General features: G+C 49.4%; 12 protein-coding genes. 9 read left to right on the top strand and 3 right to left on the bottom strand.

Features of this window, described 5'->3' with window-relative positions; all coding sequences use genetic code 11:
- From KWJ01_RS16425 to KWJ01_RS16390, 8 genes are all read left to right on the top strand, one after another.
- A complete protein-coding gene (locus KWJ01_RS16425; RefSeq protein WP_224997869.1) occupies positions 1–1530 on the top strand; it encodes a RagB/SusD family nutrient uptake outer membrane protein in 1530 nt (509 codons plus the stop codon).
- 100 nt (positions 1531–1630) lie between these two features.
- Positions 1631–2698, top strand: a complete 1068-nt coding sequence (locus tag KWJ01_RS16420; protein WP_224997867.1) for a family 43 glycosylhydrolase — start codon at positions 1631–1633, stop codon at positions 2696–2698.
- Between the two features lie 97 nt (positions 2699–2795).
- The gene (locus KWJ01_RS16415; protein ID WP_224997866.1) at positions 2796–3944 is read left to right on the top strand and encodes a glycoside hydrolase family 172 protein; all 1149 of its coding nucleotides are present in this window, start codon (positions 2796–2798) and stop codon (positions 3942–3944) included.
- Positions 3945–3972: 28 nt separating this feature from the next.
- A complete protein-coding gene (locus tag KWJ01_RS16410; RefSeq protein WP_224997865.1) occupies positions 3973–5589 on the top strand; it encodes a family 43 glycosylhydrolase in 1617 nt (538 codons plus the stop codon).
- A gap of 38 nt (positions 5590–5627) precedes the next feature.
- Positions 5628–7070 (top strand): family 43 glycosylhydrolase, encoded by a 1443-nt coding sequence (locus KWJ01_RS16405; RefSeq protein ID WP_224997864.1) that lies wholly within the window; start codon positions 5628–5630, stop codon positions 7068–7070.
- Between the two features lie 676 nt (positions 7071–7746).
- Entirely contained in the window at positions 7747–10851 is a 3105-nt protein-coding gene (locus KWJ01_RS16400; protein ID WP_224997863.1) for a SusC/RagA family TonB-linked outer membrane protein, read from the top strand.
- A gap of 12 nt (positions 10852–10863) precedes the next feature.
- Entirely contained in the window at positions 10864–12474 is a 1611-nt protein-coding gene (locus tag KWJ01_RS16395; RefSeq protein WP_224997862.1) for a SusD/RagB family nutrient-binding outer membrane lipoprotein, read from the top strand.
- 11 nt (positions 12475–12485) lie between these two features.
- Positions 12486–13295 (top strand): DUF4397 domain-containing protein, encoded by an 810-nt coding sequence (locus tag KWJ01_RS16390; protein ID WP_224997861.1) that lies wholly within the window; start codon positions 12486–12488, stop codon positions 13293–13295.
- Between the two features lie 547 nt (positions 13296–13842).
- Here the strand turns inward: KWJ01_RS16390 and KWJ01_RS16385 are convergent.
- The 3 genes from KWJ01_RS16385 to KWJ01_RS16375 all read right to left on the bottom strand — a co-directional run bounded on the left by KWJ01_RS16385 (position 13843) and on the right by KWJ01_RS16375 (position 21591).
- On the bottom strand, positions 13843–16209 hold the full coding sequence (locus KWJ01_RS16385; RefSeq protein WP_224997860.1) for a glycoside hydrolase family 20 protein: 2367 nt from the start codon (positions 16207–16209) through the stop codon (positions 13843–13845).
- Positions 16210–16383: 174 nt separating this feature from the next.
- Positions 16384–17673, bottom strand: a complete 1290-nt coding sequence (locus tag KWJ01_RS16380; RefSeq protein WP_224997859.1) for an exo-beta-N-acetylmuramidase NamZ domain-containing protein — start codon at positions 17671–17673, stop codon at positions 16384–16386.
- A gap of 21 nt (positions 17674–17694) precedes the next feature.
- A complete protein-coding gene (locus KWJ01_RS16375; RefSeq protein WP_224997857.1) occupies positions 17695–21591 on the bottom strand; it encodes a phosphodiester glycosidase family protein in 3897 nt (1298 codons plus the stop codon).
- Positions 21592–22186: 595 nt separating this feature from the next.
- Here KWJ01_RS16375 and murQ point away from each other — a divergent pair.
- A complete protein-coding gene (gene murQ, locus KWJ01_RS16370; protein ID WP_224997855.1) occupies positions 22187–22999 on the top strand; it encodes an N-acetylmuramic acid 6-phosphate etherase in 813 nt (270 codons plus the stop codon).
- The last annotated feature ends 53 nt before the right edge of the window (positions 23000–23052 follow it).

Raw genomic sequence — 23052 nt, 5'->3', positions numbered from 1 at the left:
ATGAAAAAGATATTCCAATATATATTGATCGCAACCGGTGTTGTGTTTGCAGGCTGCGAAGAGGATTTAGATACTATCAATCCTAACCAGCCAACCATCGAAGTATTCTGGCAAAATGCACAGGATGCTCAGCAGGGGGTGAATGCTATCTACAGTACCTCCCACAGGGGTGGTTTCTCCCGCTGGATGCCTATGATTTACATCTCCCGTTCAGATATTGGTTATAGTGCCAGCCCCTGGGCAGATCTGGCCAACGCGTTGGACAGGTTTATACAACCCGATTATAATTTTGGTCCTGTAGCCGATATCTGGGTAGATAACTATGTGGGTATTTTCAGGGCAAATCAGGTAATTGCCAATGTGCCTGATATAGAGATGGATAACACACTGAAGCAACGGTTACTGGGAGAGGCCCACTTTCTGCGCGGCTTGTTTTACTATCACCTGGTTACACTTTGGGGTAATGTGCCCCTGATGCTGGATCCATCAACGCCAACAGATCTGCCGGAAACAGCTTCAAAAGAGCAGGTGTGGGCCCAGATAGTGGAAGACCTTACCTTTGCTGCCAATGCACTGCCCGCTTCATATTCCGAACCTGGTAATATTGGCCGTGCCACAAAGGGTGCCGCCAATGCCTTACTGGCTAAAGCCTATATGCAACAGCAAAACTACCAGGCTGCCCTGGCACCCCTGCAGTGGCTGGTAGAGGGCGAAGGTGCCGGTATTTATGGCCTTGTGCCTGATTACCGCGATAACTTCCTGATTACCACCGAAAATAACATGGAGTCTGTGTTTGAATGGCAGTTTGCGGAAAACCCTACTGAAGTTACCGATAACGATGTGCAGACGCCAGATCATAACTATGGTACCTCAATTGCCCAATTTATGGCGCCAAGAGGCATTGGCTGGTCTGATATGCAGGCACGCCGCTGGCCCATTTATGAGTTTCTGGAGGAGGAAACAGTTAACGGCGAAAGAGACCCGCGTCTGGAAGCTACTTATCTGTTCGACTCTACAGATGTACGTGGTCCGGAATTTACCATGGTGTATGGCCAAACCTTTGCCGAACGCTATCCGGATGATGAGGGAGAAGTGTGGTTCAGAAAATTCCTGAACGACCACTGGAAAGATGAAGAAGGCTACCGCTCGCCCAACAACTGGCGCTTTATCCGCTACTCAGATGTGCTGCTGATGTATGCTGAAGTACTGAACGCAACAGGCAACACCGAGCAGGCCTACCAGTATGTAGACAGGGTTCGGGAGCGTGTAAACCTGGCGCCTCTTTCCGAAGTTATGCCCAACCTGAACCAGGAGGAGTTCCTGGAGCAGCTTAAACATGAGCGGCTGCTGGAGCTGGCAGGAGAGGGTCATCGCTGGAATGACCTGATGCGCTGGGGTGACCTGGGACCGGAACTGGCCGACAGAGATCCGGGCTTTGCTAACTTTGAGCCTGGCAAGCACGAATTACTGCCTATTCCACAGCGAGACCTGGATATCAATCCCAACCTGGAACAGAACCCCAGGTGGTAAGATAATTGCCCTATCCCTGCCCTTTTTCTATTAGGAGAAGGGCAGGGGATAGGGTAATTTAACCAGCAGAATATTTTAAGATTCTAAAGACTAATCAGGAATGAATTTACCCAATAGCGTAAAATGGTGGGTGTGGTTGTTGCTGTTGGTGCAGGGTTGCCTGGCATGTGCAGGATCCGATCCCAGCCCGGCACCCGTTACCACAGATCCGGATGAAGAGCTATACTACACCAACCCTGTTTTTACGCCTGTACTGGCAGATCCCAGTGTTGTAAGAGCAGGAGAATACTTTTATGCCTATGGCACCGAAGACAACTGGGGGAGCGAAGGTGGCTACCGGCTGGTGCCCGTTATCCGCTCATCAGACCTGGTGAACTGGACCTACATGAACGATGCATTCAGGATTAAGCCGGGCTGGAAGGAGCAGGGAGGCATCTGGGCGCCTGATGTTACCCCCGTAGATGATAGCTACTATATGTACTATTCCTACTCTACCTGGGGAGATCCAAATCCCGGTATAGGCCTGGCCATAGCCGAATCGCCCACAGGTCCTTTTACCGACCAGGGTAAAGTATTCCACTCTGATGAAGTAGGGGTGGAGAACTCCATTGATCCCTTTTACATAGAAGAGAACGGGCAAAAGTATCTTTTCTGGGGGAGCTTTCATGGTATTTATGCCATTGGCCTAACCGAAGATGGTAAAGCAGTAAGTGGAGAAAAGACACATATTGCCTTTACCCATCTTGAGGGTGTTTACATCTATAAAAAAGACGATTACTACTACCTGTTTGCCTCCGAGGGCTCCTGCTGTGCTGGTGCAAACAGTACTTACCAGCTGCGCGTGGGGCGCTCGCTATCCCTCCTGGGCCCTTATGTAGATAAACAGGGCAATAGCCTGGCAGCGGGGCCGTACGGAGAAATTATCCTGAAAACCAACAGGGAGGACTACGGCTTTGCGGGCCCCGGACACAATGCAGAGATCATTACCGATGCAGAAGGAACCGACTGGATATTGTACCATGCCATCAAAAAATCCAATCCATATCTCGATAACGGCACCAACAGAAGATCATTGATGCTTGACAAGCTTTTGTGGGAAGAGGGCTGGCCTACCATACAAAGCCAGCAGCCCAGCCTTACAAGGCAGGAAGGACCGGTATTTGAGTAGTGAAGTAGGGCAAACTGGAAGCAACAGCCGCATAGCGCCTCGGGGTAAGGGGCTGCCAGGTGTTTAACCTACAGGTGTTTAACCTAATAAAGACATCATGAAAAGAATAACCATAACACTTGCTTTGATATGGATTTCGCTGAATATGCTGGGGCAACAGGCCGGGCAGTTTAACGGATTACATACAGGCATGGGCAATCTGTACCAGTTATCCAATGCAAAAACCCGCTCCATCAGTCCAGAGAACTTTACCGGCGAGCCCGGCAAGGGAGGCATGGCAACGCTGGAGGAGGGCGTGCACGGACACCAGGCCCGGGAGCTGGGGCAGGGCTGGAAGGTGAATCCCTTTATAAGAATTGAGCCTGGCACTACCTTTACCCTTGCTGAAATAGATGGCTCCGGGGCTATTCAGCATATCTGGATGACACCTACCGGCAACTGGCGTTTCTCCATTCTGCGCTTTTACTGGGATGGGGAAAAAGAACCTTCTGTAGAAGTACCCGTTGGTGATTTCTTTGGCATGGGCTGGGGCGAATATGCGCCCTTAAACTCTTTGGCTGTAACTGTTAATCCCGGCAGTGCCTTTAACTCCTTTTGGGTAATGCCCTTCCGTAAAAAGTGCAGGATCACCATGGAGAACATAGGCGCCGAAACCATGACACTCTTTTATCAGATAGATTATACTTTAACAGAGGTGCCTGCCGATGCTGCCTATTTTCATGCCCAGTTTCGCAGAAGTAACCCTACAGAAGGCTCCTTGCATACCCTTATAGATGGCATCAGGGGTAAAGGCCATTATGTAGGCACCTATATGGCCTGGGGCGTTAACAACAACGGCTGGTGGGGCGAGGGCGAAATCAAGTTTTACATGGATGGAGATAAGAAATTTCCTACCATTAACGGCACCGGTACCGAAGATTACTTCCTGGGTTCCTACAACTTCGAGAACAAAAAGACCCGGCAGTACGAGGAGTACTCCACGCCCTATGCCGGTCTGCACCAGGTAATCCGTCCCGATGGGCTGTACAGTTCTCAACAGCGCTTCGGCATGTACCGCTGGCACCTTGTAGATCCCATTCGCTTCGATAAAGACCTAAGGGTAACCATCCAGGACCTGGGCTGGCGCAGCGACCACCGCTACCTGCCGCAGCAGTCCGACATCAGCTCGGTGGTATATTGGTACCAGGCCGAGCCCCATGCACCTTTTCCAAAACTGCCTGTCAAGAACCTGCTGGAGGTAAACTGAAGCAGCTTTAACCAGACTTTAATTAGCCATGAAAAAAATATACCTATATCTCTGCCTCATCAGCTTTACCTATGCTTCATGTAGTGAAAGGAATACGGCTGTTACGGAGACCAGTGCTCCTGATACAGCTGCCAGCAGCACGGCAGTAACCTATCAGAACCCGGTTTTGCCCGGCGACTTTGCCGACCCTTCAGTAGTACGGGTGGGCGATGATTACTGGGCTACAGCTACCTCTTCGGAATGGGCGCCCCTGTACCCGCTGCTGCATTCCACCAACCTGGTAGACTGGGAAATAAGGGGGCATGTTTTTCCGGAAAAGCTGCCCGATTGGGCCGAAGCCCACTTCTGGGCTCCCGAAATTGTTTATGAAGGGGGTACCTACTACATCTACTACACTGCAAAAAAGAAGGGCGGCAACCTTTGTGTTGGCGTAGCCAGCGCCAGTAATCCAACAGGGCCTTACACCGATCATGGCCCGCTGGTGTGCCAGGAGGTAGGCTCTATCGATGGCTTTCCCATCAGGGATGAAAATGGAGATTTGTACCTGATCTGGAAAGAAGATGGCAACAGCCGAGGCTTGCCTACCCCTATGTGGGGCCAGCGCATGAACGAAGAGCGCACCCAGCTCTTGGGTGAGATGTTTGAGCTATTCCGCAACGAGCCAGGCACCTGGGAGGGTGGTCTGGTGGAGGGGGCTTATGTTATGCGCAAAGGGGATTATTTTTACACCTTCTACTCCGGCGATGCCTGCTGCGGCCGTGAGTGTACCTATGGCGTTGGGGTAGCCCGTGCCCGTAATCTTAAAGGTCCCTGGGAGAAGTACAGCGGCAATCCCATCATGAAGCAGAACGAAGCCTGGAAATGTGCAGGGCATGGCTCAGTAGTAACCGACCCGCAGGGCGACTACTACTTCCTGTACCATGCCTACAGCACCGATGGTACCGTATACACCGGCCGTGAGGGACTGCTCGACAAGATTTACTGGAATGATGAAGGCTGGCCCTACTTCAGCGAAGATGCGCCAAGTGTTACGGCCGTAGCACCTCACCAGGAGAATAGTCCGGATAACCTAAGTGTTACAGAAGAATTTAAGGAGGATGAATTGCCGGAAGGCTGGCAGTGGCCGGTAGATAAGCAGCCCTCCTTTTACAGCCTGACATCCGTGCAGGATGGGAAGCTGGTGCTGCAGGCTTCTCCTGAGAAAATAGGAAACCTGCTGGCGCAGCGCACCACCACGCCAGACTATACAGTGACCACCGCTGTAGATAAGGCCCAGCTACAAAGGGGCACCCAGGCAGGCCTTGCGGCCATTGGCGATCAGGAAAATGCGGTGGGCATCTCGGTGGGCGCAGATAATATTACTCTCTGGACAGTGCAGGAAAACAAGAGAAATACCGTGGCACAGGTGCCTGCTCCTGCCGCAGAGCAGGTACAGCTAAGGCTGGTAGCCAGGGAGGGAGACCAGCTGCAGTTTTCCTGGAGTTTGGATGGCACAAACTGGAATACGCTGAATCAGCAATCTCTGGATGCCTCCTACCTGCCACCCTGGGACCGGGCAGTGCGGGTAGGACTCACCGCACAGGGTCCTGCAGGCGCAACGGCAGCTTTTAACTGGTTTCGCCTAACAACCGAAGCAATTAATTAGAACCAGACATAGATTTCAAAAGTACCGCTATATAAAACATGAAGAGACTCTGTACCAGCACAAATACACGGCCTTATCCTTATCTGTTTATCCTGATGAGCCTCCTGTACCTGCAGCAAAGTTGCTCCGGCAGTGGGGAGCAGCAGGTAACAGAAGAGCAGGAGCAACAACTGGAGCAACAGGAGGTTGTGTTTTCAGGCAATCCTATCCTGCCAGGCAATTTTGCCGATCCATGTATCCTGGTGCATCAGGATACCTTTTACATTTATGCCACCACCGGCAGCGAAGCCACCGTATGGTACTCTCCCGACTTTACAGACTGGAAGCTGACCAGGCTTAACTGGCCCACCAGCATGGGTAAGCCCGATATCTGGGCACCGGCCGTTACCCAGGGCACCGATGGCAGGTTTTATTTATACACCTCCACCGATCATAATATATACGCAGGCGTAGCCGATCATCCCAAAGGCCCCTTTACCAACATACTGGGTGGCGATAGCATTTTTATCAAAAACCGGCAGTGGTGGGAAAAAATGCACAGCATCGATGCCGACTGCTTTGTTGACGACGATGGACAGGCCTACCTATACTGGGGCTCAGGCTTCGATTTTAAAGATGGCATCTGTGCCGTAGGCAGGTTGAATAAGGATATGGTTTCCTTCAAAGAGGAGCCTAAGCTGATCACACCAAATGAGTATTTCGAGGGGCCGCACATGATGAAAAGAAACGGCATTTACTACCTCATGTACTCCGATAGCCTCTACTACGACTCCACCTACAAAGTGCGCTACGCAACTTCCAACAGCCCGATGGGTCCGTTTACAGAGGGCAGGAACAGCCCCATTTTAAAATCAACACCCGATGGCAAGGTTACAGGCCCGGGACATCATTATACCCTCAAGCGCGGCGACCAGTACTATATTGTTTATCACGCCCATGCACTGCCGGAGGCAAAGCCCGGGGGTGATCTTATCCGCCAGGTATTCATCGATAAGCTGGCTTTTGAGGATGATGGCACCATTAAGCCAGTGGTAGCCACCGACCGGGGAGTGCCGCTTGATTTTGTAAACACTGCCAACATCCGCCAGCCTGTACAGCCAGTCGCAACCGAAGCATCTGCAACTGTAGGTCCGGCACTCGGCGCCCAAAAGGCATTCGATGGCGACTACGGTACTCTTTGGGCGGCTCCGAAAGCAACATCACCAGTATGGCTGCAGGCCGATTTTGGGAAAAGCATCAGCATTAAAGAGATTCAGCCTGTTTTTGACCAGGTGATGGGCGATTACCAGTACCGCATTGAACATTCTGCAGAGGGTACCAACTGGCAACTCTATGCAGAGGGTAATAATGCGCAGGCAGCAGTGTGGCCCGTGAGCCACCGGAAAGAGGCAGATGCCCGCTATGTGCGCATCAGCATTCTTAGCCAAAGCCCCAACCTTACCCGCACCGGCCTGTGGGAGCTAAAGGTATTTGATGAATAGAAGTTAGTAGTGTTGTTTGGTTTATTGTAAAAGCCCCCTGTTTGTTGGTTACAGGGGGCTTCTTTTTTTTAGATGAAAGCACGGATGCTCTTCTTCCTCTAAAGTCAGTAAGTGCTTGATGTGTTTCAACACCTAGACCTGATAACGTACCCGCATAAAAGGGAAAATACTCAGGGCAGGTTATTGTTAAAAACGACCTTTCTGCCACAAGCCAGTCTTATTATATGGTGATGCAGGCCATGAATAGCTTACATGCAGGTTTGCGCTTACTTTTTGCTGTTTTATGCCGATTTGCTAAAAAAAAGTGCACAAGTATTAGGCAATTGTCTGCGTTTTTCATTTATTAGATTAAAATTTACTCTTTTTAGTACATCTGTTACGGTTTCTTGCGGGTTCTTAGTCTGGCTAACGCTGCGATTGCCTGTTAAACAGAGCAGGCAGAAACTCAGGTCCCTGGTAGTAGAGTCTTTCGTGTACTCCGGCTGCAGCCTTTATATATAAGTAGAGAATTATGTCTTGTTGGAATTTTGCCAACAGGGAGGATTAGCACTTCTTCTGGTGAAGCGGCTAAGCGGCAAGTTCGTGCTTAGCAAACCAATTTTAAAGTACAGCAACTTACTAAGACAGGTAGGTCTGATATTTCACCGATTCAATTAACAGTTACTTAATTTTTGATATGAAAAGAGGATTACGATTTATGCTGTTTGCCTTGAGCTTGCTTATAGCCCAGGCAGGTTTTGCCCAGAGCAAGACCATAAGCGGGAGGGTAACAACTTCCGAAGATGGTTCAGGATTGCCCGGGGTTACTGTGATGGTGAGGGGCACCACCAATGGCGCAGTAACAGATATTGATGGCCGTTACTCCATTAAGGCAGCTCCTGAAGATGTATTGGAATTCAGGTTTATTGGCATGACAATGCAGGAGCGCAAGGTAGGAAATGCTACTACCATAGACATAGTAATGCGGCCTGACAATGAAACCCTTGACGAAGTTGTGGTGACTGCACTGGGTATAGAGCAGGAGAAAAAAGCCCTGGGCTATGCGGTAACAGAAGTGAAAGGTGCTACCATTGCTCAAACACAGCGCGAAAACTTTGTGAATGGTCTTGCGGGTCGTATTGCAGGTGTAGAGGTAAATGCTACCTCCGGTCTTCCTGGTTCGTCCTCTTCTATAGTGATTCGTGGTATAAGCTCCCTTAGTGGAAGTAACCAGCCTCTCTTTGTTGTGGATGGTTTGCCTATCAGCAATAACACTACCTCTACGGCAGTGTTTGCTTCTTCCATTGGCGGCGGGGCCAAGTCTTTCGAAAACAGAGGGGTAGACTTTACTAACAGGGCTGCGGATATTAACCCGGAAGATATAGAGAGCGTTACTGTATTAAAAGGGCCGGAAGCTGCCGCCCTGTATGGTATAGAAGCTGCCTCAGGAGCAATTGTAATTACCACCAAACGAGGTAAGGCTGGTGCTGCCCGCATTAACTACAGCAACAGCTTCAGGGTAGATAAAATTGTGCGCTATCCAGAGATACAGCAGGTATATGGCAGGGGTGCCAATGGCTATACTGTAGAAGGCGAAGAAGAGCTTTACTACTTTGGTGCTAAGTATCCTGCAGAAACTCAGTTTTACGATAACGTAAGGGATTTTTTCCAGACCGCACAAACCCAAAAGCATAACCTGGCATTTACAGGGGGTACTGAAAACATACAGTACCGTATTTCAGGTGCTTATACCGATGCCGAAGGCTTTATTCCCAGAACCGGCCTGGAGAGGCTCAACCTCTCTTCTGCAATCACGGCTAAGCTCAATGATCGTATATCAACAGATGTTACCTTTGACTACACCCGTTCAGATAACGACCAGACCTTCAGGGGCGTTGGAGGGCCGTTGCTGCACCTGCTCTTGTGGCCTACAACAGACAATGCCAGTAACTACCTTACGCCAACCGGTGAAAGGAGGGATTATGCCGAATTTGCCTCCGATGTAGAGAACCCTTTCTTTAATGTGAATAAGAATGTATTCAATTCTCTAACAGACAGGTACCGCCTGAATGCGCAACTATCAGCATCGGCCACAGACTGGTTAAAATTTGTTGGGCAGGCTGGGGTTGATTACTATACAGAGAAAAACACTATTGTGCGCCATCCGGAATCTAATGCAGGCAGGGCATACGGCGGTTTGTTTGACCAGGCTCTTATCACAAACAGAAACCTTACCATGCAGGCCTATGCACAGGTAGCCCCGGCAGCCTTTTTCAATGATAAGCTTTCTGCAGATTTGAAGATAGGTACCACCATATATGATTATAATACCTTTAGTGCAGCCGCAAGCGGTGAGGATTTTCAGGCACCGGATCTTTGGTCTATCAACAACACCAGGCTGGAAACGCAGCGGGCTTATAACAATTTAACCCAGCGACGCTTACTTGGGTTGTGGGGTAGCCTTAATCTGAACTATGACGAGCTTTTGTTCCTGACGCTCACAGGCCGCAACGACTGGAGCTCTACGCTGCCGGTTAAAAATAATTCCTTCTTTTATCCTTCTGCCGGTTTAAGCTTTGTGTTTACAGAGCTGGCTCCTCTGGAAGGAATCTATCACATACTCTCCTATGGTAAGCTTAGGGCTTCCATTGCCCAGGTGGGTAAAGATGCAAGTCCATACCGTATCAGGCCTTTTTATGAGGCTGCTGCTACCACAGGTGGTGGCTTCCGCTACGGCTTTAGCGGCCCCAGCTTAAACCTGATGCCGGAGATGACTACTTCTTATGAATATGGTGCAGAGCTTAAGTTCTTCAAGAACCGCTTTGGAATCGATGCTACCTATTTCAATAAGAAATCTGTTGACCAGATTGTGCAAAACATGCGCCTTAGCTATGCTACAGGTTTTGTACTGATGACTTTCAATGCCGGTGAAATTCAGAATGAAGGCATTGAGCTGCAGTTAAGTGCCACTCCGATCTTAAAGAATAATTTTTCATGGGACATACTGGCTAATTACACCAGGAACAGGAGTGAACTGGTAAGCCTGCCGGGCGATGTGCAGGAGTTCTATAATTCAGATACCTGGCTGTATGGCAACGTGCGGGTAGGCTCCAGGGTAGGAGGGCCCCTTACTTCTTTTACCGGATACGACTTTCAGCGTAATGATAATGGCGATGTGCTGGTTAACCCAACTACTGGTTTGCCAATGCTGAACACGAGCGAGTGGGTGGTTGTAGGCGATCGGCAGCCTGATTTTACAGTAGGCCTTACCAACACCTTTACCTACAAAAACCTGTCGCTTAACTTCCTGCTTGATTTTAGGAAAGGCGGCGATGTGTACAACGCAACAGAGCATTACCTTACCACCAGGGGCCTTAGCATGCGCACCCTAAACCGGGAGGAACCCAGAATTGTAGCCGGTGTATTGAAAGATGGGCTGGAAAATTCTGAAAATCCCACTGAAAACAACATAGCAATAGATCTTTCCAGAAACTCAAATTACTGGGCATCTATTTATCCGCATCAAAACTTTATCGAGAAAGACATCAACTGGGTGCGTCTGCGGGATATTACCCTGAATTACCGCCTGCCTCAAAACCTGCTGGATCGTAGCAGAATCATTAAAGATGCCAGTGTGTTTGTAACCGGCACCGATCTGTTCCTGCTTACCAACTACTCTGGCCTCGATCCGGTTGCAAACGGCAACTCTGCTGCCGTGGGTGGTGCTGGTGGTGCCGGCATTGACTACGGTAATTTTCCCCTGCCAAGAGGCATAAACTTTGGTGTTAGAATCGGACTTTAATCAGGAAATCAAATGAAAAAAATATTATGTGCTTCTCTTATAGCAGTTAGCTTATTTGCTACTACTGCCTGCGAAGACTTCTTGGATGTTAATACCAATCCAAACGGACCCGATGCACTACTGCAGCCTGAGTTATTCCTGCCGCAAATCCAGTCGGAGCTGGCCGTGGCTGTACAGTGGGATGGCCGCTTTGCCGGATTTTATACCCAAAACTGGGGCTACACAGACGTTAATTATTCGCTGGATCTGCATGCAAACCCACTGGCAGATACTTATGCCCAGTTGTGGCGGGCAGTGTACTGGAGCATGGGGTATAACCTCTCCGACATGATAGAAAGTGGAGAACTTAACAAGAAGTATGATTTTGTAGGAGTTGGCTATATCCTGAGGGCCTTTGGCTGGCAGGTGCTTACCGACTACCACGGACCTGTAATTGTTACCCAGGCGTTCGATCCGGATAGAAGGGTATTTGACTATGATGATGAACAAACAGTTTATGCAGAAATTCAGCGGCTTTTAATGCTGGGAATTGAAAACCTGGATAGAACTGATGGTCTGGATGCTGCCAGCTCGGGCCTGAGCGAAGCAGACCTGATCTATGGAGGAGACAGGGAGAAATGGAAGAAATTTGCTTACGGACTACTGGCCATTAATGCTCATCGCCTTACCAACAAATCCACGTATGATCCGGCCCAGGTAATCGGGTATGTAGATCAGGCCCTGAGCAGCAATGCAGATAATGCCCAGATTGGCTTTCAGGGAGAAGTGTCTGCTAATTCTAACTTCTTTGGTCCGCGAAGAAATAATATCAGGTATTACAGGCAAAGCAAGTTTATTGTTGGCTTACTGGATGGCAGTAATCCTGTGCTTACAGACCCTGCGCTGATTGGCGAAGATCCGCAGGAGCAGTTTGCAGGGCAGCACCTGAAAGACCCACGCCTTACTGCGATGCTGGCACCCTCTCCCGACGGACAATACAGAGGCGTTACCCCTGGTGTAGGTTTTACTGAATGGCCGGCTGCCCTGGCAAGCCAAAGACCTAAAACCCTGTGGAATACCCTGGATATTGAAGCAACTACAGAACCGCAGATTTACTTTTTCGGCAACGATGCGCTATTCCCGCTCATGACATATTCGCAGCTGCAGTTTATTAAAGCAGAGGCAGCCTGGATTGCCAACAATAAGGGTATGGCTCTTGAAGCCTATACAGCAGGGGTAAATGCTCACATGGATTTTGCCCGTAACTATGCCCCGGACAAGGAAGTGTTTGATCAGCGAAAAGCCGAATATATGGCCAGCGAAGAACTCATGCCTACTACAGAAGCAGGGCTTAGCCTATCAAAAATTATGTTGCAAAAGTACATTGCTACCTGGGGCTGGGGCTTTCTGGAGACCTGGTCAGATATGAGAAGGTATCATTACGACCAAAATGCAGCCGATCCAGTGTATAAAGGCTTTGTGCTGCCAGATCCTCTGCATATTTCCAACCAGGAAAAACCGGCATACAGAGCACGCCCAAGGTTTAACTCCGAGTACATGTGGAATAAGCAGGCACTGGAAGAGCTGGGAGGCTTTGAAGAAGATTATCATACCTACGAAACATGGTTTAGCAAGCCCGAATAATAACAGACATCATGAAAGAAATACTTAATAAATCATTTATGTTGCTGGCGGCGGGCCTGCTGCTAAGCGCCTGTGAGAAGAATGGAATTCCGGAACTGACAGAACCGGTACCGGAGGCTGCTCATGTTAAATTCTTTTTCCATGTAGAGGGCGCTCCCCGCGCTAACTTCTACCTGGATAATGAAAAAGTTACTGCTGTTGCATCTACCGCCAATAATGATGTGCTGGGTAATTTGTATGGTTCTATCTATCCCAGCAATGCCTATGCAGTACTGCCTGCAGGTAACTTTACCCTAAGTGCCATAGATACAGTGGCCATTACCGGTACCGGATCTGCCGAGGTGCTGGCAACTGCAGATGTAAGCCTGCAAACAGATAAGAACTACTCGGCATACCTGGTAGGCACAACAGCTAAGTATGAAATTTACCTGGCTGAAGATAACCTGCCTGCGGCAGATCCTGTAAAAAACTACTGGAGGTTTGTGAATACCATGTCCGGAATGCCCTTTAATGTAGATGCCTATGCGATTAGAGCAGCACTGCCGGCTACTGATGATGCACCTGCGCAGGAAGAGGAAGTTATTGCCCTGGGCACCAACATCGGGTTTAAGGAGCATGGCGAGTACAAGGAGTTAAAGCCAGGCGCCTATACGTATAAATTGTTTCCTGCAGGCACTGAATATGATCCCTCTACATCAACGCCCTATATACAGCATACATTTAATCTGGCAACCATGGGCAGGGTGTATTCTACACAGATCAGAGGCACTTATTCCGAAACCCCTAAATCTACAAACATAGATTATTGGAGGGAACGATAGTGATACTTTGTTAATTGGTTGGTTGGTTTAGTTTAAAGCCCCCTGTTGTAAAACAGGAGGGCTTTTTTGTGCTGTGTATATGAACTTCTGATGTTGAAGCTTAAGCTGCTGCCTAAGCTGTAAGGTAGTATAACCTGAGTGATGAGTTAGCAACAGCGCTAATTGCTCCTTAATGGTCATCCCCGCGCAGGCGGGAATCTGTCAGCTAAAAACAGGAATGGTGATTTCACCTCTAAATGCAAACAGATCTCCCTCTTCAGGAGAATGAGGGCTTGTATTTAGCTGTATAAGATGATAACAGGCAGATTATCAGTGGCTTTAATCCTTAACGCACGATGGTATAAGTATAACATGCCGGCCAATAATATGGGGAGACACAAAGGCTATGTTGAAGCCAGTTGCGCAGGGAAAGTTCTGCAGGAAAAGTTGTACCAGCTGCTCATGGAGCATGGAAAAGAGTAGCTGGTGTTGTTCCCGGCTAATCCAGAAGTCTGTCGCTTTGGTTCAGAAGCCAGCGTCCGGCTGGAGGTAATGTAGATGCAGGTGCTTACTCCACCACAATTTCGTCGGCAAAGAGCCAGGCTTTTTGACCTGCAGCACGATGCCAGTCGGGCAGGCTCATGATGTTGCGGGCAGTTACTTTTACATAACGGGCTTTGGTGGGAGGTACCTCTGCCGTAAAACTTTCTTTGAAAACACCGCCCCTTGCGGGATCGGGTGCGCTGCTAACCGTTTTTAAGGTAGTGTAACTTTTGCCATCCAGTGAAACTGCATAGCTTACCTCGGCCGGTAGTATAATTCTGAAACCAATGCTTTGCAGGTACGAGCTGCTAAGCTTGCTGATGGTTTCTATGTTTTCGAGGTCAATCACGGCTTCCATATCCTGTGCATAAAAGCCCAGCCACCTGCCATCGTAATTATTAGTAGTGCCGGTTTCTCCGTTCACTAATGAAGAGGGGCCGCTGCTCTGGTAGCTGCTGTGTGCTGCGGTGGTCAGGGCAAGCGGTCGCCCAAATGCCTTGCTAATGGTTACAGGCGTTGTGCTTACCCGGCTAACCAGGTTGTTATTTGCAAACGAGCCTACTTTCAGCAGGGCAGGTTTATTTAAAATAAAGGGTTCGGTATAGGCCAGGGCAGTGGCAGGGGTAGGATCTGTTCCATCAAGTGTGTAATAGATGTGGGTGCCGGCTGCATCATTTTCCAGTTTTACGCTCACAGTGCGCGTTGCAAAATCTGGCGTAAGCTCTGGCCTTACATCATAAGCGCTTTTTGAATAATTGATGCCCATGGCATTAAAACGCATGTACTGCTGCTCCATGCGCTGCTTAAAGCTTTCCCAGTCTTTTTGGTCAGCAGCTGTCCAGAGTACTTCAGCCAGGGCCGACATTCGGGGCAGGCTCATGTAGGTTACCTGTTCTGGCGTTTTCATGTATTCTGTCCAGACGTTGGCCTGGGCACCTAATATATACTTCTGCTCATCTGCAGTAAGCTCGGCAGGTATAGGCTCATAATTGTATACTTTTTGCAGGGGGGTAAAGCCACCAATGGTGGTGGGTTCCATTTCATAATCTCCCTGGTAATGATCAAAATATACATGGGTGGCAGGAGTCATTACTACATAATGGCCAGCCTTTGCTGCGGCAATTCCGCCTTTGGTGCCGCGCCAGGACATAACGGTGGCATTAGGAGCCAGGCCACCTTCCAGAATTTCATCCCAGCCGATAATCTTTCTGCCATTGGCATTTACAAACTTCTCCATGCGCTGAATAAAGTAGCTCTGCAGTTCGTGTTCGTCCTCCAGGTTTTCTGCTTTAATGCGGGCCTGGCAGCTGGGGCATTCTTTCCAGCGCGCTTTGGGAGATTCATCACCGCCAAGGTGTATGTACGGACTGGGGAACAGCTCAAATACTTCTGTCAGTACATCTTCCAGGAACTCGAAGGTTTGTTCGTTGCCGGCGCAATACACATCTTCAAAAATGCCCCACTTCTGTGCTGCCTGAAAGGGACCGCCTGTGCAGGAAAGCTCCGGATAGGCAGCTAGCGCAGCCAGGGAATGACCGGGCATTTCTATCTCCGGTACCACGGTAATGTATCGATCCTGCGCGTATTTCACCACCTCCCGTATCTGCTCCTGTGTATAGTAGCCGCCATAGCGCTCTCCATCGTACTGATGCGGAAAATTTTTATGATAATGGCCAATGAGGGTGCTGTCGCGCCAGGCGCCAACCTCGGTTAGTTTAGGATATTTTTTTATTTCAATGCGCCAGCCCTGGTCGTCGGTGAGGTGCCAGTGAAAGGTATTCATCTTATGCATGGCGAGGAAGTCAATGTATTGCTTGATGAACGCAAGCGGGAAAAAATGACGGCTGACATCCAGGTGCATGCCCCGCCAGTCAAAGCGGGCTTTATCGGCTATTTCCAGGGCCGGTAATTGTATATGGGCTGCAGTGGGTGTTGCAGGCAAAAGCTGCCGGATGGTTTGTGTACCTAAAAAAAGACCCTGCGGGGTTTTGGCTGTCAGCCTAACGCCAGTGGGCTGAATGGCAAGCGTATATCCCTCGTTGCCCAAAGAATCTACCGGATTAAGCAGGCTAAGATGGATATGATTCCTGCTTTTCCTGGCCGGGCTTTGCTGCACCACCCTGGGCAATACACCACTTACTGCCTTTATTTCAGAAGCCAGGTACTGGCCAATCTTTTCAAGCTCTGCATTTTTCGGGTCTACATAAATCCGGGTATTAGCATTCAGGGAAAAGTTGCCTGGCTGGGTAGCAAGCCAGAGTGGCTGCGGAATAATGGAGACCGCCTGCTCTTTTGTGCCAGTCTGTCCCTGAACAGGGGCGATAGCAGCGAACATGCTCATGAAAGCACTAAAGCAGAGTATGGTAGCAATTGGTATTCTTTTCAGGTACATGGGTTAGCTGCTAATAAAGTCTGTGTTTGTTAACTGATTTGTACTGTTGGTTAATTGGCCTGGTATTGTTAGCGCGTGATCTGTTTTTGTGCCGGCTGAAGCAGGGAGGTGGTAAGCATTTATTCTATTTGTAGTCTTCTGGGGGAGGAAACCCCGTAGATGTTTGTGCATAGTTCAGTAGAGGAGGTACTTGTTTCGCACCTGGCGAAAATATGCCAGCTCGTCGTTCCATTCTTTTACAATTTCCGCCGGAGTACGTCCTTCCTGCAGCTGGCGGCGTACCTGGGGCGTACCCCACAGGCGATCCATGCGCGCCTCCCGCCATTCCATTTCTTTGGGGTAGAGGCTGTAGAGTGCGTGCAGTATATAAACACCAGCCTGTGCAGAGGCAAAAGCTTTCCTGTCGGTTACTACTATTTCGGTGCCTTCGCAGTTTTGCCCCAGGAACTTGGGTGGATAGATCCTGATACCATCTACTACGCTGTCGGGTATAAAGGAAACCGGCCGGAAAGTAACGCCTGCTAATCTGTATTCATTTAGTTTTTTCGTAAGTGCTTCTCCGTTTATCCAGGGGGCACCAATACGTTCGAAAGGTTGCAGCGTGCCGCGGGCTTCGGATATGTTGGTGCCTTCCAGCAGGCAGGTAGCCGGATATACTGTGGCGGTTGTAAGGGTTAGCATGTTGGGTGATGGCTTTACCCAGGGTAATCCTGTTTCGTTGTACCACTGTTGGCGGCTGTAATTTTGCATGGGTACAACGGTAAGCTTTGCCTGTGGTAAATTTTTAGCCGCACGCTCTCCGTTGAACATGAGCGCAAGCTCGCCTACGGTCATGCCATGGGTTACAGGCAATTGTTGCGGGCCAGTTACCGGCTCCCTGGCTTTTTCACCCACGGGCCCGTCTACATACTGTCCGCCAATGGCATTAGGCCGATCCAGCACCATGAATGGGATGTTGTGCTCTGCCGCGGCCTCCATTACATGGTTCATGGTGGCAATGTAGGTATAGAAACGGGCACCCACGTCCTGAATGTCAAATATCAGTACATCAACATTTTGCAGCATCTCTGCAGTAGGTTTTCTTACCTTTCCGTAGAGGGAGACTACGGGCAGGCCGGTTCTGGGATCGGTGCCATTGCTTACATGATTGTCTTCCTCGCCCCTGATGCCATGTTCAGGCCCAAATAATACGGTCAGCTGTACATCAGGATGTTGGTGCAGTACATCGGCCAGGTGTCTGCCGTCTGGCAGCAGACTGGTATGGTTGATAACCAGCCCCAGCCGCTTGTTCCTGATCAGGGGCAGAAAATCGGCTTGCAGCAGGCGTTCGGCTCCAACCACTACCCGTGCAGGAGGGTTGCTTGCCATTGCAGCACCTTGCTTGCCACTAAAAGTGCTAAAAAGCAGGCAGGCAAGCAGTAGAATGCCTGTTGCTTTGTTCTGTAAAGTTGAAAAATTTGCCATGGTGATTAATATTTGGCGGCACTATTTTGGTACATCCCGTTTTAATGTGTAGCGGTAAAAACCACCGCCTTTATCCCAGCTGCAAAAAATGAGGGTTTCTCCATCTGGCGATACTCCTATGCCCCTGGCTTCGGCTCCGTTAAGCTCCGGCAGGGGCAGTGTCCACATTATTTTACGCGCATCATCTCGAAAGTGAAAAGTAGCAGGGAGTATGCCATTGGAGCGTACAGCCGTGTATATAGCGCTGTTACCGGCAAGCTGCAGGGCATTGCAGCCTGCCAGTGTGCTGCTGATGTCTTCCGCTTGTGTATAAGTGATGCCGTCTTTGCTGCTGTACTTTTGAATACTGGGGCTGCCGGGGTTGGGAAAGTACAGGGTAAGTCCGTCGGTTGTCATATCAAAGGTGCGGGCAAGGATGCGGTTGGGCAGATCCAGGCTGCGGATCAGCTCAAAAGTGGCAGGATCTTTTATGCTTTGTTTTAGTACATAATTTGGGTCTTCGGCGAAGAGCGACATGGCATAGATCTCTCCCTTGTTGTTAACCCTGGGAGACGTAATAGCCCGTCTGCCTTCAGGTACTTCCCAGACTGCCATGCCCTCGCCGGTGCCGGCGTTTATTTTTAGCAGATGGCGGTTACGGCCAACCAGTATGTTGCCGTCCAGGTCTAAGCCTATGCCATTAACCGGGTTAAGGGAATAGTTAGTGCCATTTACACTGATAGACTTAAGGGGTGAAAAGGGTGCAGGGCTGCCGTTCTGCAGCTTGATGATAAGTGCCCCGTTATAATCGGCCAGCCATAGCTTTCCTTGCTTGTCCCAGAGGGCTCCATAGCCGGCACCGGCTGCGTTTTCTATCTTGCCATCAAATACATAATCAGGAGGCGCTACTTCTATATAATCTTCCAGGGGCTCATGGCTTTTCATCAGCCTAAGGGAAGCAGCAGGCCCATAGGAGAGGTGTTTGCCATCTGTTGCAATTATGCGGTGGTAAAGCTGAACGGTTTCTCCTTCTGCAGACTCCCCCAGCCATTGGTACCACTCTTCTTCTGTTAGTTTAAGGAAAGGAACACGACCTGTTTTTTTATTCAGGAGCAGGTTGCTGAACTGGTTATCGGTGGCCACCTGGTAGGTGTATGCCACAAAATCACCATCAGGATCAGCTGATTTTGCCCAGTTTATGGAGTACAGCGCTTCTACATTGCGTACTGCGTATACATTGCGCTCGTTATGAGAAGTAAAAGACGGAGCTGCCGGCGGACTGTTAGGAGCAGCATATAACTGTGCTCGCAGGATTCCCTGTGGCTGGTTATCTGTACGGAGCATGAGGTAGAGTGCTCCTGCCGACAAAAGTTCTGCCAGCTCTTCTGTGAGGTCGAATGTGCCTTTAAATGTACCGGAGCCCCCTTTTTTTGGACTGAACCTGATCGGATGCAGCAGCTGGCCTTCTTCTGTATTTCTGCCTGAGTATAAGCCTAAGGTAAGGGGGGTGCTTCGTGCCTCTGCTCCCAGGCCGCTAATGTCACCATCAAGCATTAACTTACCATTGCTGATCTTTGCCCTTGCATAGCCTTTGCCTGCTAATCCATTCTCTGCAGTTGTGTTGAAGCCGGAGAAAACGCCTGAGGCCTCCTGCGCTTCCGGCACATTGTGGCGCAGGAGGTGGCCATTGATGCCAAACATAACAGTAGGTAAGGCATTATCGTCTAAAACAGCCATGTCTTTGGCAGCCCTTTGCTGTATGTCGTAAGTGGTGTACGTAATGCTGTCCTGTTCATAAAACAGGTCCATGATGGTGATGGTGTGCAGGGGCGTATTTTCCATTCCAAGCCAGCCTCTGGCACCAGCACCTGCGGCGCCGGCATTCAGCAGCTCCAGTGCACCCCGCTTACCGGGATAGTATGCATGCTGGTGGCCACTGATGTAGGTATGGACCTTGTATTTTTGCAGCAGCTGGCGCAGCTTTTCTGGCTGTGCCAATACATTGCCTGCAGAGTTACGCTCCTGGGCTACACTGTACAGGGGCATGTGGCCTATCACAAACCGGAATTTTGCCTTTTTTGCTTCCTCCTTCTCAAATTGCGTTGCCATCCAGCGTAGGTTCTCTTCTGTTATCTCGGCAGAGGAAGCATCCCAGGAGACTACAAATACACTGTCTTTCACAAAAGAGTAGTAGTGGGGAAAGTGGCTGCGGTCTGTAAATTGTAATCCTGTTTCGCTTTCAGGCTTATTCCAGTAAGCTGCAGTTGCTTTACGCTCTGCTGGATAGGAGCGGGGCCCATCGTGGTTGCCCAGGGTAAATGCAAAGGGAATGTTTGCCTTTCGCAAAGGGCTTGCAATGTGTTTATCGAAACCGGCCCACATCTTGGAGAGGGTGCTGGTATCAGAAACGCCCATGCCGGCAACCATATCGCCTCCGCAAATCACCAGGTCTGGCTGCCAGATACGCGGTATGCGGGCTATGATGCTGTCTACCTGCCATTCATAGGTGGCGGCGCCCAGGCCGGAGTTAAGGTCGCTGATTACGGCAATCCGTAAATCTCCGCGCGGGCGCAGCTCAGGCAGTGCTTCCAGCGTTACCAGTCGTATAGCATCTGCCACCAGCTTGCCATCCTGCTTATTTCCGATCAGCTCCAGATAATCACCGGGGCCAAGCCTGTATTCTCCAAGTACATTCCACTTGCCGCTGGCGGATAGAGAAGCCTGGTTCACCCGCAGGGTATCTGTCTTGTTGCCATGGTGTACCACATACCGGGCTTCTCTGGTATTTGCTTCGGTGTTTACCGTCCACCAGGCGGCCAGCTGATACCTGTTGCGGCCAATGCTATCGAAATAATAAATTGCTTTATTGTACTCCTTATTTGCCGAGGCCAGGCGGGAGGCGGTGTTGCCGTACTGATGAAGCTGGTTGCTGTTGCGCCATAATCCCCTTTCAGTATAAGAGCGGCTGTCAGTATCTATATAATGCACCTGATGCTTTGCTGTAGGCGTGAGCTCCGACAATACCAGGGCTGAAGCATTTTTACGAAGGCTGTAGCGGTTGCCACCCGGAATATCAGTAGGAATGTTTGCTACTTCATCGGCTGCTACAAGGGCTGATGAGCCACCGCCATCCAGGTTTACTGCTTCCAGGCAGCCTGCCTCCAGCATAAGCCGGGCTAATTCTTTTATGGTAACACCTGCACTAGCCTGTTGCCTGCCATCTACTACCATCACCAGCACCGTGTGCTCATTCAGGTAGCCTATGGCAGAACGCGGGTGGCGGTCCAGGTGGCTTCCGGCAAAACCCTCTTCTTTGCTGGTGTCTCTGATTTTACCTTCTTTCACCAATACAGGACCACCTCCTACCGCCTGGCTTGCCATCCAGCGCCTGGCTCCTCCTGTAGCAGCTGAGGGTGGTTTCGGGCTGGAGTAGTAGTAAAGGCTGTTGTCCGGTTCAGATACAAAAGGCCATACAATTTCAGGTTTGCCATTTACCAGGCCAAAGGCACCTCTTACAGGTGTTCCTGCAGCGCCCTTTGCTATTACTTCGCCATCAGAAACAAGCAGGCTTACAGAAGAATTGGCAGAAAAGTAACCACCATTGATGGCCAGTATTCCGTGATTTTGCCGGTAGGCCTCCCGGGTAGTTTGCCGAAGGGTATTGCTGCCTACTGCGCGGAAGTGTAGGTTTTTATCGCTTAGGTCTATGGTAGCATAGGTGGCACGTATGGGGGCTCCATCAGGCAAAGTACCGTTTGCCTCATAAATTCTAACAGAGGGTGGGAGCAGAACGTTGAGATCCTGGCGTGCTGCCCACTGTAGGTTAAAGGATTGTGCCCTTGCTGCCAACAGATTCACTGCCAGTAGTATGCTTAGAAAGAACAGATGTTTAGAAAATATGCTGCTCATGAAAGGCATATATTTGCGGTGGTTGTGCATGCCTTTAAAAATTTAGTCAGAGGTGAAAAAGCCAGGGAATTCTGCAGGCCCGATGTACAATTTTATCCCATGTTACCTTGTTACCTTATAAATGCTGCCAATGGCTGCAGGATATTTCTTCCGGGCCAGGCAGGCAAGTATAGCAGGTTTGGGAAAAGAGTTAGTCTGCTGCAGATAATAAAACTCATATTGCCTGGTTTAAAATAATATTGTTTGCAGGTTTATGCAAGATTTATTTAATAATATTGCATAAAACAATATCATTTGCTAAATTTTGACAGTCTATAGTGGTGTACTCCTCTGCACCTTTCGTGTTTTTGCGGTTTCATGCGCATTCTCATTTCTCCAGTAAACAGAAGTGCAGTACAGAGATAACAAGTAGGGCAATGCTTTTAAGGCTGCTTAGGCAATCGCTGGCTTTTGTCTTTTTATACAGGACTGAATGATTTAGTGCATCTGCCCATCGTTTACCAGAGGGGAGTATGCTGGAAGTTTAGAAGATGATGGAATATGGCATTGGTGCAGGAAAAAGATAAAATTCCTGCAGTGTGCTCAGACAACAGAAGATTATTGATGGCAATAGAATATTATACATATGGAAATTATAACAGAGAAAGACTCTAGCTACAATCACCTTGAAAGCATGTCTGTAAAGGAGATCCTGGAGAATATAAACAAGGAGGATAAAACCGTTCCTGATGCTGTGGAAAAGGCGCTTCCGCAAATAGAGCAGCTGGCGCTGGTTACTGCCGCTAAAATGAAAGAGGGTGGCAGGCTGTTCTATATTGGGGCAGGCACCAGTGGCAGGCTTGGTATTGTAGATGCTTCGGAATGCCCTCCTACCTTTGGCGTTCCCTTCGATTGGGTGGTAGGTATTATTGCCGGTGGTGATACTGCTATAAGAAAAGCAGTAGAGTTTGCTGAAGATGATACAGAACAGGCCTGGATTGATTTGCAGCAGTTTCAGATAAGCGAAAAGGATGTGTTGGTAGGCCTGGCTGCATCTGGCACTACTCCCTATGTGATCGGCGGGCTTAAAAAAGCAAATGAACACTGTATTGTAACAGGCTGCATTGTGTGTAACCAGGGTAGCCCCGTGGCGGCAGTTTCTAAGTATCCTGTAGAGGTAGTGGTGGGGGCAGAGTTTCTTTCCGGCTCAACACGAATGAAATCTGGCACGGCGCAAAAACTGGTACTGAACATGTTAAGTACATCAGTAATGATTCAGCTGGGGCGTGTAAAGGGTAACAAAATGGTGGATATGCAACTTACAAACCATAAGCTATTTAAGCGAGGTGTCAGAATTGTTATGATGGAAACCGGGCTTGATGAACAGGCAGCCTCAGTTCTGTTAGAACAGCATGGCGGGGTGCGCAAAGCAATAGATAGTGTACTTTTGTCGTCTTAATCAGCTGCCTCCTTTAGGCAAATGTTGTTTGTAGGCGAATGCCGGCAAACTCC

It is taken from the genome of Cesiribacter sp. SM1 (genome assembly GCF_020178975.1).
GTDB lineage: Bacteria > Bacteroidota > Bacteroidia > Cytophagales > Cyclobacteriaceae > Cesiribacter.
This window is presented reverse-complemented; position numbering and strand designations above follow the sequence as displayed.

Excerpts from the sequence above, each read along its gene's own strand:
- KWJ01_RS16395 (WP_224997862.1), top strand. The coding sequence starts at position 10,864 with ATGAAAAAAATATTATGTGCTTCTCTTATAGCAGTTAGCTTATTTGCT.
- murQ (WP_224997855.1), top strand. The coding sequence starts at position 22,187 with ATGGAAATTATAACAGAGAAAGACTCTAGCTACAATCACCTTGAAAGC.
- KWJ01_RS16425 (WP_224997869.1), top strand. The coding sequence starts at position 1 with ATGAAAAAGATATTCCAATATATATTGATCGCAACCGGTGTTGTGTTT.
- KWJ01_RS16400 (WP_224997863.1), top strand. The coding sequence starts at position 7,747 with ATGAAAAGAGGATTACGATTTATGCTGTTTGCCTTGAGCTTGCTTATA.
- KWJ01_RS16380 (WP_224997859.1), bottom strand. The coding sequence starts at position 17,673 with ATGGCAAATTTTTCAACTTTACAGAACAAAGCAACAGGCATTCTACTG.
- KWJ01_RS16410 (WP_224997865.1), top strand. The coding sequence starts at position 3,973 with ATGAAAAAAATATACCTATATCTCTGCCTCATCAGCTTTACCTATGCT.
- KWJ01_RS16385 (WP_224997860.1), bottom strand. The coding sequence starts at position 16,209 with ATGTACCTGAAAAGAATACCAATTGCTACCATACTCTGCTTTAGTGCT.
- KWJ01_RS16405 (WP_224997864.1), top strand. The coding sequence starts at position 5,628 with ATGAAGAGACTCTGTACCAGCACAAATACACGGCCTTATCCTTATCTG.
- KWJ01_RS16415 (WP_224997866.1), top strand. The coding sequence starts at position 2,796 with ATGAAAAGAATAACCATAACACTTGCTTTGATATGGATTTCGCTGAAT.
- KWJ01_RS16390 (WP_224997861.1), top strand. The coding sequence starts at position 12,486 with ATGAAAGAAATACTTAATAAATCATTTATGTTGCTGGCGGCGGGCCTG.
- KWJ01_RS16375 (WP_224997857.1), bottom strand. The coding sequence starts at position 21,591 with ATGCACAACCACCGCAAATATATGCCTTTCATGAGCAGCATATTTTCT.
- KWJ01_RS16420 (WP_224997867.1), top strand. The coding sequence starts at position 1,631 with ATGAATTTACCCAATAGCGTAAAATGGTGGGTGTGGTTGTTGCTGTTG.